This is a genomic window from Amphibacillus xylanus NBRC 15112, assembly GCF_000307165.1.
GTDB classification, from domain to species: Bacteria; Bacillota; Bacilli; order Bacillales; family Amphibacillaceae; genus Amphibacillus; species Amphibacillus xylanus.
The window spans coordinates 1,807,317-1,820,116 of sequence record NC_018704.1 but is presented as its reverse complement, the minus strand read 5'-3'; the positions used below and the strand labels follow the sequence as shown (position 1 = coordinate 1,820,116).

The window sequence follows — 12,800 nt, the reverse complement described above, 5'->3', positions numbered from 1 at the left end:
CTTTTTTGGTTGGTTTTGGTGGATTTTCTATAGTTTATTAGGAAAAGTGTATAAAACCGAGGTTTAAGTTTATAGACAAAATCGCTAAACTTATGATGGATGATAGGCTTAGTGAGGAGTGGACATCATGCAATACGAAAACCCAGTAATAAAAGGATTCTATCCAGATCCAAGTATTGTTAGAGTGGATGAAACGAATTATTATATGGCAACAAGTTCTTTTGAATACTTCCCGGGTGTACCAATTTTTCATAGTGTCGATCTTGTCAACTGGCAACAGATTGGTCATGCCTTAACAAGAAAGTCACAACTCGATTTATCAAACACCCCAAGTTCTTCAGGTATTTACGCACCGACTCTACGTTACCATCAAGGAACATTTTATTTAATTACAACAGATGTCCGAGGGATCGGGAATTTTTACGTTACAGCAAAGGATCCCCGCGGTCCATGGTCTGAACCGATTAAGATTCCATATGGAAATATTGATCCATCACTTTTATTTGATGAGGATGGCAAAGTTTATGTAACGGTTCAAAATGGAGCTGGGTTAGATTCACATGTGATTCAATATGAAATTGATCCTTTAACAGGTGAGGCGTTAACTGAACCTGTCAGAATTTTTGATGGAGATGGGGGCGAATGGACTGAAGCGCCGCATCTATACAATATTCATGGTTTATATTATTTACTTTGTGCAAGTGGGGGAACAGGACTTAATCACCGTGCGATAATTGCAAGAAGTGATCAACCGTACGGACCATTTGAATTATGTGAGATGCCAATCTTAACCCATAATCAATTACCCGATCACCCAATTCAAGCACTTGGTCATGCTGACTTTGTCGAAGATAATGATGGCAATTGGTGGGCAGTATTTTTAGCAACTCGCCCAGTCCAAGGTAAATACACAATCTTTGGTCGAGAAACATTCCTAGCACCAATTGAGTGGACAGAAGATGGTTGGCCGATAATTGATCCTAATAAAGGAACAGTTAATCAACTGATGGAATCTACAGAGTTGACGGCAACTAATATAAATAGACCTAATGAGTTTTTTACTGATTTTAAAGAACGAAAAATGTTACCAAACTGGTATTACTTAAGATATCGAGACGAGAATTCGTATTTACATCTTTGTAGTCGAAATGGTTGGTTAAGATTAGATGGAAATAAGGATACTTTAAATGATCAATTAGGTGTACCGGCGTTTATTGCTGTTCCGCAAACTGATATCGATATTGAAGTGTCTACTGAAATGTTATTTTCACCTGAACAAGATCAAGAAGAAGCGGGATTGGTTGCGCGCTTGAATGAACGTGCACATTATGACCTCGTTATAAAACGGATAAAAGGTAAGCGTTATCTTTTAGCTCGTCAAACAGTTACAGGTGACACGGTCGTCTTAGCAAATGTTCTAATCAAAGAAGATCAATTAGAATTGAAGTTTGCGATCGATCAAGAATACTATTATTTCTTATATAAGGCAAAAGGTAAGTCATGGGTTCAATTAGCGAAGAGTCCATTAAAATATTTATCAGTCGAAGAGAATGGTGGTACAGGAGCTGTATTCACTGGCGTTATGCTTGGACTATATGCAACAGGAAATGGTCAAGATAGCAAAACACCTGCGTATTTTAATTGGTTTAAAATTAAACGAACTAATCAAAAGACAGAATAAAAAGGTTGTACAATATATAACGTTGGTGAGTTTGAAAACTTACTAACGTTATTTTTTTATTTTAAGTATGCACTTACCATATATTCAGAATAGTTTTATTCACACATACAACAACGGTCAAATTGAAGGGATTAACAGTTTGAGTCAAGTATTTGTAGGCAATTTTTCTACGTTAATAATGAAAGCGGATTCATCATTTTAAGGTGACCCCTTGATAAAGTTTTTGCCTTTTTTAAAAACCAGATAACTCCTTTAACACGTTGTATATCGGAATATTTGCCTTTCCTTTTAGGTACATAAGATTGTCTCTGGTAACCTGACCAATGGTTCTTTTAACCTTTTCTTTATAATGTCTTGGTGGTTTCTTTTCCAGCTCGATTTCTGTCCATTTATCTATTCGCCCGAATAAAGTCTTTAGGGACAAATTATCCAAGAAGGCCACTAATGCAGTGCCCATGGCACTTACACCTTTATCCGACCAACTACGGCCATTTTTTAGTCTTTTGGCAAACACACTCATGGTTCCCTCTGCGCTTCCCATTGGACGCATACCAGTTGTATCAATTCCCTGTTCTTTTAACCATATTCTATAATCTCCCAATGCTTCTGGATATTTTTCTAATTGGCGGATAAACGACACAAGTCGTTCCTCCTTCTCCTCATCCTCAAGCGTTCCTACGGCACTGTTAAGCTCTGTTAAGAACGTTTTGTATTTGTATGCCGCAAGGGCTTTACGAATGGACCGATAACGAGGATGCTTGCTGAATATACTCTTAACCTCTCGTGCCACATGAAAGCGATCAAGAGAAAAGAATACACGACCTTTAAAATACTCACGACAGGATGTAATCCAGTTGGCACCATCTCCATTTATAACCAGCTTGTGAAAAGTCGGGTCATATTCGAAGTTTTCAATTAGAAAGTCCTCAAAAGCCTCCCAAAAGGGTTGCTTTCCTTTGTGAATAAAATGACGTTTGTTCTTAAGGCTAACCCGTTTTCCATTGACTTCCCATCCTTGATGGACAGCTGCTATTTTCTCTTCTTTTCCCTTTTTCCATTTACCTTGGCGTTTTACAAATAAACCATCTACTTCTACAAATAAGACGGGTTGGAGTATAGGTTCACGCTTTTTAGGTTTACACGTAACCTCTAATAGGTGTTGACGAATTGCCTCATGACTGATAACCCGGTAACCTAATAGAGTTTGTAATGTATTAGCTGCATTTCGATAGGAGCGACCCTTAACAGCTAGCTCAATGGCAGCTTCCTCAATCAATGGACTAAAAGAACCGGCCTCCTCAAACTCTAGATAACGATCAAGAAGATAGACATATTCCCCAGTTGATCGGTCAAGGTAATAATTGCGATATAATTCAATCTCACCAAAGAGACTAGCTATATTAAACTTTCTTTTATCAATAAGACGATAGCGCTTTTTATCACGTTCATCGGCAATCTGTTGGTCCATATCCTCCAAGACCTGTTTCATAACGAAACCAAAGGTTTCTTGTAATTGTCTCCAAACCAATTGCTCAATTTGTTTTAAATTTGGGTATTTTATGATATTCTTTTCCATGAGGGATTCTCCTTTCGGTAATGGTGTTTTAGTAGACTATCATTTTACCAAGGAGTGTCCCTTTTTTCATGACTTTTGCTTTGTTTCCTACCGCGCTATCGCTTGCTGGCCCCTTCACTTAGTGAAGGGGTTAATATATTTTTGCGCCCACAATAATTTTACTCATACGGATTAACAACAAGATCAAGGTACTAAGCAAAGTCGCATACGGTTATCGTAATTTTAATAATTTCAAGAAACGAATTATGATTCACTTCAAGTTTAAATCAATAGAAACAAATTTGAGTAAAAAAATGCAAAAAGAAACACGATAAGAGGCAGCCATTTAATTTAGACGTGAAAAATAGCAGGTGAAATACACGAGACTCCTGCGGGAATAAATCTTTTCGGTGGGACGAGTAATCGCAGTCCCAGCACGAGCTGAAGATCCACTAAGGCAAGCGCTCTTTGCTTGCCTTAGTTAGCTAAAAGCCGTGCCCGCGGAAACATACTAAGATTAGTAGTACAAGACCTAGGCCAGGTTTTGTGCTACTATTTTTTTATAGTAGAAGTGAAGTAAAGCCGAATCACGCTAAGGACCTTGAGTTCGACGATCGGAAACTGGCTAACTTCACTCCCTTATTTGAATCAGCTTAGTATGTTGGGTCCCCAGAGACCGTGTATAAGAAAGTGGAATCGATAAGGTAAAGTGGAGACTTCTACAAAAATATTAAGGAGGAGAAGAAAATGAGATGCGTTATTGCTTTCGACGTTAGTCGAAAGAGTAGTACCATGGCCGCTTACAACGAGCAAGGTAACTGTGAATTTGAAGGGAGGTTAATTCATTCAAAAACGGGATTCTCTAATTTAAGTAAAATCATTAAAGATCTAAGTGAAAAGAATAATTATACCTTAGAATTTGTTTTTGAAGCGACTGGAGTATATTCGGCTGCTTTAGAACGATTCTTACGAGAGAATAATCTCGTTTATTATTCTTTAAATCCTTTATTAGCACACCTTAACACCCAATCTCTAAGAAGAAACAAAACAGATATAAGTGATGCGCATCAACTGGCTAATAATCATTTTAAAAACGATTATTTCCAAACTTATCGCGAAGATTCTTATTACGAACAGATGCGTACAATGTCACGTCGCTATGATGAGATTATGAAAGAGAGGATTCAGTACAAAAATCGACTACATGCATCATTACAATTATCTTTCCCAGACTTTGATACGGCTTTTATTAACAAATCAAAACTTTATTATAATCTTGTACAAGTATTCCCTCACCCAAACTTGATATTAAAACGATCTAAAACAGTTATTAAAAATCGTATTAAAAAATGCACTAAGAAAAACTATTCATTAAAAAAGTTAGAGGAAAGAGCAATTTTATTGATTGAAATCGCAAAGGATTCATTTCCAGCAGTTGATGAAACAGACTATTCTTGTGAGTTAGTAAGGGATTATGCCAAGAAAATATTAGAGATGGAGGAAGAGCAAGATGAAATCATTCAAAGAATGACAGAAATGTCAAAAGACCGTAAAGAATACAGGATCCTTCGGTCATTTCCCGGAATAAAAGATAAATTAGCCTGTAGAATCATAGCTGAACTAGGGGATTTAACACGTTTTAAAAATAATAAACAACTAAATGCATACGCCGGTATAGATATCGTAAGATATCAGTCTGGAAATATGGAGTATAAAGATCGTATAAATAAACGCGGTAATAGTAGACTGCGTGGTATTTTGTATTTTATGATTGTCTCAATGCTTTCTGCTAAAGGAAAACAAATAAATCATTTAGTTGATTATTATTATAAATTAAAAAAACAACCCTATAATAAGCATCATAAGGTTGCAGTAGTCGCTTGTATGAATAAATTCTTGAAAGTCGCATTTCATCTTATTCAAAACGACCTATTGTATGATTATGAGAAAGCTTCAAGCCAACAATAATCATACTATGATTTAATTATAACACAATAGACCTTGAAAAAAAGACAAAAAACACAAGGTCTATTCGAAGTGCAAAATTTTAATTAATTCCCGGAGGGGTACCCCTCCGGGAATTAATTAAAAAAAGGGATTTAAACACTTGACTAAACGTAAGAAAGCGAGTGTATTTCACCTGCGGTGAACAAGTTGTATCTTTATTAAAACTAAGATAAATTTATTTTCGACTAATTATAAAACCTACCAACACTATTTGACATTGAACCAATAAACAACAGTCCAATTAAATGGACTGTTGTTTCATTTCTTTTTCTTTGAGTATTTTGTTAAAGTTGCTGAAAAAGATAATGACTGTTACTGCAACTGCGATAAAGTCAGCAATTGGTTCAGCAACAAGCACACCAAATACTTTATTCGTAAAGAAGAATGGTAAGATTAGAATTAATGGGATTAATAAAATTACCTTTCTCAGTAAAGCTAAGAATAGTGACATTCTTGCTTGACCGAGTGCGATAAATGTTTGCTGACAAGCGATTTGAGCACCAAACATAAAGACGACACCCATATAAATACGCATATTATTCGTTGTAACCTCAACCAAAGATGGATCGCTTGTGAATAGTGCAATAAAAATATTTGGAAAGAATTGAACTACAATCCAAAATATTGTTGAATAAGCGATCGAACTAATAAATAGATATTTAAATGCTTTTTTAACCCGATCAAATTTATTTGCACCGAAATTGTAACTAATAATTGGTTGTGCACCTTGAGTAAGCCCCATTAATGGAAGCATTAATATTTGCATTAAACTTGCAGTGATTGTCATCGCACCAACATTTAAATCACCGCCATATTTTTGGAGTGATGTATTAAATGTAATGTTTAATAAGCTCTCAGTACTTTGCATAATAAATGGTGATACACCTAAGCTAATGATAAGTATGACATAAGATTTCTTTAATCGAATATATTTAGGGTGTATTTTTAGTGTTGATTTTTTACCTGTTAAGAATTGCATGACCCATACAGCTGATACAGCCTGTGAAAAGACCGTTGCAATCGCAGCTCCTTTTACACCCATATCGAATCCAAAGATTAAGATTGGATCGAGCACGATATTAAGTACAGCACCAATTAACACTGTTAACATACTATACTTAGCGAAACCTTGTGTTGCGATATATGGATTTAAACCGAGAGCAAATTGAATGGCAACTGATCCAATGATGACAATTTTAATATAGTCCCAGGCATAATCAATGGTTTGATGACTAGCACCGAACATGAATAGTAAATCTCTCCCAAAAATTAAAAAGACCGCTGTCAGTAGAATAGACAACGCAATCAATAATGCAATACTATTACCGAGAATTTTCTCAGCTTCATCCTTTTTTCCTTCACCTAGTTTAATCGCGGCTTGTGGGGCACCACCCATTCCGACTAGTGAACTAAATGCAGTAATAATCATAAAAATTGGGAAGCCTACCCCAACACCAGTTAATGCATCAGCACCAATATCTGGGATTCTACCGATATATATTCGATCGACGATATTGTAGAGCATATTAACGAGCTGTGCGAAAATATTTGGGATTGCAAGTGCAAATAAAAGCTTGCCTATCGGTGCACTGGCAAGTCTGTCTGTAGTTGTTTCCAAATTTCATTCCCCCTCTAAACTATCTTATCATAGTCATGATAAAAAAGCTGAGAATACAATCTAGCGATTTAAAGGCCTTGGATTTATATGCTCCAAGGCCTTTAGAGAAATTATAATAATGTTGACGCTCCGTCAATATATACTTCTGTTCCTGAGATATGGCTAGCTTGGTCAGAGCCGAGGAAGTACACAAGATCAGCTACTTCTTCAGGGGTACCAGGTTCACCATCTAACGGCTGCGATCCTTCAGGGTATTCTACTGGAATTTCTATTTTTTCAAGGTTTTCTTTTTCGGGAAATGTGTTTTCTTGAATATTAGTTTTTATCCAACCAGGACAAATAATATTAACTCGGATTCGATAGTTAGATAGCTCAAGTGCTGCCATTTTTCCAAAAGCCATTTGCCCAGCTTTACTTGAACTGTATGCTGCCATTCCAAAGCCAGCAAATTCTCTATTCCCATTAATAGAACTTGTAATCACAATACTACCACCGTTTTTTTTCATATGAGGGATGGCATATTTAACGGTTAAAAATGTTCCTTTTAAATTTGTTTCAAGAGTTTCATCCCATTCTGTTGGTGTAATATCTTCAATAGGCGCTAATTTGCCATTTATCCCAGCATTGGCGAAGACAAAATCCAATTGTCCAAAATGGTCAACAATTGAATTGATTGCTTGTTGAATTTGTTCAGGATCTTTGACATCAGCTTCAGCAATAAAAGCTTGGCCATTTTGATTTTCTATCGCCATTTTTACTTTTTTAGCATTTTCCTCTTTGATATCTATTAACCCGACTTTTGCACCAGCTTTTGCAAATCGAATTGCAGTTGCTTCCCCAATGCCGGAGCTTGCTCCAGTTATAATGGCTACGCGATCTTTCAAATCTACTTCACTCCTTTGTTAGTACAATTTCTCTATAATATACCCATTTTTAGAAATAAGACTCTTGATAAATTGATATTTTGGTTCAACGTCAAATAGTGTTGGTAGGTTTTATAATAAGTCGAGAATAAATTTATATTAATCTTAATTAAGTTATAACTTGTTCACCGCAGGTGAAATACACTCGCTTTCTTACGTTTAGTCAAGTGTTTAAATCCCTTTTTTTAATTAATTCCCGGAGGGGTACCCCTCCGGGAATTAATTAAAATTTTGCACTTCGAATAGACCTTGTGTTTTTTGTCTTTTTTTCAAGGTCTATTGTGTTATAATTAAATCATAGTATGATTATTGTTGGCTTGAAGCTTTCTCATAATCATACAATAGGTCGTTTTGAATAAGATGAAATGCGACTTTCAAGAATTTATTCATACAAGCGACTACTGCAACCTTATGATGCTTATTATAGGGTTGTTTTTTTAATTTATAATAATAATCAACTAAATGATTTATTTGTTTTCCTTTAGCAGAAAGCATTGAGACAATCATAAAATACAAAATACCACGCAGTCTACTATTACCGCGTTTATTTATACGATCTTTATACTCCATATTTCCAGACTGATATCTTACGATATCTATACCGGCGTATGCATTTAGTTGTTTATTATTTTTAAAACGTGTTAAATCCCCTAGTTCAGCTATGATTCTACAGGCTAATTTATCTTTTATTCCGGGAAATGACCGAAGGATCCTGTATTCTTTACGGTCTTTTGACATTTCTGTCATTCTTTGAATGATTTCATCTTGCTCTTCCTCCATCTCTAATATTTTCTTGGCATAATCCCTTACTAACTCACAAGAATAGTCTGTTTCATCAACTGCTGGAAATGAATCCTTTGCGATTTCAATCAATAAAATTGCTCTTTCCTCTAACTTTTTTAATGAATAGTTTTTCTTAGTGCATTTTTTAATACGATTTTTAATAACTGTTTTAGATCGTTTTAATATCAAGTTTGGGTGAGGGAATACTTGTACAAGATTATAATAAAGTTTTGATTTGTTAATAAAAGCCGTATCAAAGTCTGGGAAAGATAATTGTAATGATGCATGTAGTCGATTTTTGTACTGAATCCTCTCTTTCATAATCTCATCATAGCGACGTGACATTGTACGCATCTGTTCGTAATAAGAATCTTCGCGATAAGTTTGGAAATAATCGTTTTTAAAATGATTCTTAGCCAGTTGATGCGCATCACTTATATCTGTTTTGTTTCTTCTTAGAGATTGGGTGTTAAGGTGTGCTAATAAAGGATTTAAAGAATAATAAACGAGATTATTCTCTCGTAAGAATCGTTCTAAAGCAGCCGAATATACTCCAGTCGCTTCAAAAACAAATTCTAAGGTATAATTATTCTTTTCACTTAGATCTTTAATGATTTTACTTAAATTAGAGAATCCCGTTTTTGAATGAATTAACCTCCCTTCAAATTCACAGTTACCTTGCTCGTTGTAAGCGGCCATGGTACTACTCTTTCGACTAACGTCGAAAGCAATAACGCATCTCATTTTCTTCTCCTCCTTAATATTTTTGTAGAAGTCTCCACTTTACCTTATCGATTCCACTTTCTTATACACGGTCTCTGGGGACCCAACATACTAAGCTGATTCAAATAAGGGAGTGAAGTTAGCCAGTTTCCGATCGTCGAACTCAAGGTCCTTAGCGTGATTCGGCTTTACTTCACTTCTACTATAAAAAAATAGTAGCACAAAACCTGGCCTAGGTCTTGTACTACTAATCTTAGTATGTTTCCGCGGGCACGGCTTTTAGCTAACTAAGGCAAGCAAAGAGCGCTTGCCTTAGTGGATCTTCAGCTCGTGCTCTTCCCGCAGGAGTCTCGTGTATTTCACCTGCTGTTTTTCACTTCTAAATTAAAGGTGCCCATGAATTCGAAAAAAGAACTCACCAACACCAAAAATTATAGAACCGATATTTTAGTAAAAAAAACCGACTAGCGCTAAAGACTAATCGGTTTATGATAATGTTCTCTGTCGAAAAACTTCTTCAATTTTATTTTCAGGTAGTGGGGGAGTAGTATAATAGCCTTGAATAAAGTCGACGCCTAAGCTGGCGACTAAATCGTATTGTTCTTGGCTTTCAATCCCTTCTGCAACGACTAATAGATCTAATGAGTGAGCCATTTCTATAATTGCTTTTAATATTGCGACATTCGCATCTACCGCTGATAAATCATCAATGAATGATTTATCAATTTTTAAAATTTGGAATGGTAAATGACGTAATGATGAAAGTGACGAGTAGCCCGTACCAAAATCATCTAATGATAATTTTACTCCCATATCAATAAGTTGACCGAGGATCTTCTTACCTTGATCGAAATTATCTATCATCATACTTTCAGTAATCTCAAATGATATTTGTCTTGGATCAATCTCAGTAATATCGAAGATTCGCCTCAACTCTCTTGTGAAATTAGGATGATTAATTTGTCTTGATGAGAGATTAATAAATAACTTAATCGGTAGGTCGAATTGTCGTTTCCACTTTTTCATGACACGAATCGCTTCATAGATCACCCATTCTCCAATTGAGACGATTAAACCAGTCTCTTCAGCTAGAGGAATAAAATCCCGTGGGCTAACTTGACCAAATTCACGTGAATTCCAGCGAAGTAACACTTCAACAGCATAAATATCCTCTGAATTTACGAAATAAATCGGTTGAAAATGAAGTGACAGTTCATCATATTCAATCGCATGGCGTAATTGTTCCTCTAATTTAATTTGATTAACATTGTGATGTTTAATTTGATCATTAAAGATATGAATTCGATTACGCCCTTCAGATTTAGCGCTGTACATCGCGATATCAGCAGATACAAGCAATTCATCTGATTTACAATTATGCGGGAAGACACTAATCCCTACACTTGTTGATATTTGATAATGTCGATGTTCATCGTATATAGGTTGGTTAATCAGATGGACGATATTGCTGGCTAGCTGATAGGCTTCATCATTATCCTTAATATTCGGCATGATGACAACAAATTCGTCCCCACCAAAACGAGCAAAGAACTGGTCATGTGACAAGATCGGTTTTACCCGCTCAGCGATAGTTTTTAAGATGTGGTCGCCGACTTTATAACCATAGCTATCATTTATAATTTTAAAGCGATCAAGATCACATAGAATTAGTGCAAGATTTTGATTGTTTTCTTTTGCTGTCTCTAATACTTTTTCTAAATGATTCTCGAAAGATATTCGATTCGCTAATCCTGTCAATGAATCATAGAAAGCAAGTTCATGAATTTTAGCTTCCACGCGTTTACGATTGGTAATGTCTTTAATTGAGCCAACCGCTGATACCATTTTTCCTTGGCTATAAATTAATTGTCCTATGATATGAATCCATAATAACTGTTTATTCGAAGTGACTAGGCGCACTTCAAAGTCTACTTGTTTGGTTACTTTTCGATCTAATTCAAGTTTAGCTAAGAAAAAGTCTCGATCATTTGGATAGATTAAATTAAGAACATCGATAAAATCTACTTGAGTATAGTTTGTACTCCTACCAAACTGTTGAACGATACCACCGCGACAGGTCACCTGTTTTGTCGTATCTGTATATTCCCATATACCATCGTAGATAATATCAGTGACCATTTCGAGTTGCTGGGCATATGTATTCATGCGTTCGATAATTTGTGCGCGTAAATAGTTAGCCCCAAAGTAGTTTGCTAGTTGATACGTTGTGTGTAAAGGCATGAGCTGCGTAGGAATATCTTCTAATCCTACAAAGCCGAACACACCAAAATAGTGTTCATCTTGAATAATCGGAATGACGATAATTGTATTGTCATTTTTCATAAATGTAGAGTTAAATAGTAATTCTTTCGGTGGGAAATGGTTTACGTCAACTTTCCCGTAAAAATATTGCTCTGTCGGTTTTTCGGTTATCTCTTCAAATGTTTCAAATGTATGTGTTTTAATTGTTTGGTCATCTTTCAACCCAATTAAACCTTTTCTAATTGGCGTCTGATTTAGCCAGTTAAGCTGTAATAATTCTTCTGTATTTAAAAATTGCATTTGTTGTCCCAAAACAAAATTTCTTGAAATCATATTCGATAAATAATCGATTGTTTCAATTGGATTAGTTAAGCCGATATGACCATCTTCCCACTCACAGCCACAGCTACTACGAAATACGGGATAGGCATCTAAGTAAGCACTTTTCCCGTCAAATTTGTGGTTCTCAATATAATATAAGAATGCCTCAACAATATATCGTCCTATATCATAAAAATTAATATGTATCGTTGATAAACTATGTAAGTTAGACTGTGCAACAGGAATATCATCAAAACTAATAACCGCAATATCTTCCGGAACATTAATATTGTAATGTTTTAGCTCATTAATAATTTCAGCAGCGATTAAATCTGTACCACAAATAAGTCCATCAATCTTTTCTTTTGATTGGGCAATTTCATTTGTAATCATAGGAATATTATTTCTATAAGTATCAAAGAATTGATATGTGTGGTTTGAATCACTATGTGTTTCAAACGCCTCAAGACGCTCAATACCATCACGATAATTTTTAGTACCAACATAACTAATTCGATTACGACCATGATTCTTCAAGTGAGTAATCGCTTTAATGATTAGATCTTCGTTATCGATTAAAATTTCATAATCGGTTTCTTGAAGTGAATTAATACCTATAATTGGCTTACCTTGATCTTTAATTTCTTTAATATATTGAGGATCAGTCATATCCATTACGACAACCCAGAGATCAACGTAATCAAGTGCGTAGCCCTCAACATAAGTAGGTGTTGAAGCGACAACGACGACTTTTATTCCTTCTTTATCTGCATAATGAGACAAACTTTTTATAATATTTCCGAAGTAGTAACCATCTAAAGCAGGTGTTAAAAGACCAATCACAAATTGTTTGTTCATTATTTATCACCTTTCTACAATTGGTTCCGCTTTCATAAATGACTAGTCTTATTATACCATGACTTTTTG

General features: G+C 35.4%; 8 protein-coding genes. 3 read left to right on the top strand and 5 right to left on the bottom strand.

Annotation, left to right across the window (positions count from 1 at the left end):
• The first annotated feature begins 127 nt into the window (after positions 1–127).
• On the top strand, positions 128–1,681 hold the full coding sequence (locus tag AXY_RS08935) for a glycoside hydrolase family 43 protein (RefSeq protein ID WP_015010478.1): 1,554 nt from the start codon (positions 128–130) through the stop codon (positions 1,679–1,681).
• Between the two features lie 232 nt (positions 1,682–1,913).
• Here AXY_RS08935 and AXY_RS08930 read toward each other — a convergent pair whose 3' ends face one another.
• Positions 1,914–3,257 (bottom strand): ISLre2 family transposase, encoded by a 1,344-nt coding sequence (locus tag AXY_RS08930; protein WP_015009875.1) that lies wholly within the window; start codon positions 3,255–3,257, stop codon positions 1,914–1,916.
• Between the two features lie 137 nt (positions 3,258–3,394).
• Between AXY_RS08930 and AXY_RS13200 the strand changes: the two genes are divergently transcribed.
• Both AXY_RS13200 and AXY_RS08925 read left to right on the top strand, forming a co-directional pair.
• On the top strand, positions 3,395–3,571 hold the full coding sequence (locus AXY_RS13200; protein ID WP_197536015.1) for a transposase: 177 nt from the start codon (positions 3,395–3,397) through the stop codon (positions 3,569–3,571).
• 412 nt (positions 3,572–3,983) lie between these two features.
• The gene (locus AXY_RS08925; RefSeq protein ID WP_015010477.1) at positions 3,984–5,204 is read left to right on the top strand and encodes an IS110 family RNA-guided transposase; all 1,221 of its coding nucleotides are present in this window, start codon (positions 3,984–3,986) and stop codon (positions 5,202–5,204) included.
• A gap of 280 nt (positions 5,205–5,484) precedes the next feature.
• Here AXY_RS08925 and AXY_RS08920 read toward each other — a convergent pair whose 3' ends face one another.
• The 4 genes from AXY_RS08920 to AXY_RS12300 all read right to left on the bottom strand — a co-directional run bounded on the left by AXY_RS08920 (position 5,485) and on the right by AXY_RS12300 (position 12,731).
• A complete protein-coding gene (locus AXY_RS08920) occupies positions 5,485–6,861 on the bottom strand; it encodes an MATE family efflux transporter (protein WP_015010476.1) in 1,377 nt (458 codons plus the stop codon).
• Between the two features lie 110 nt (positions 6,862–6,971).
• A complete protein-coding gene (locus AXY_RS08915; RefSeq protein ID WP_015010475.1) occupies positions 6,972–7,745 on the bottom strand; it encodes an SDR family oxidoreductase in 774 nt (257 codons plus the stop codon).
• A 345-nt stretch (positions 7,746–8,090) separates the two neighbouring features.
• Entirely contained in the window at positions 8,091–9,311 is a 1,221-nt protein-coding gene (locus tag AXY_RS08910) for an IS110 family RNA-guided transposase (protein ID WP_015009078.1), read from the bottom strand.
• A gap of 465 nt (positions 9,312–9,776) precedes the next feature.
• Positions 9,777–12,731, bottom strand: coding sequence for an EAL domain-containing protein (locus AXY_RS12300; protein WP_015010474.1), 2,955 nt, complete (start codon positions 12,729–12,731; stop codon positions 9,777–9,779).
• Positions 12,732–12,800 lie beyond the last annotated feature (69 nt).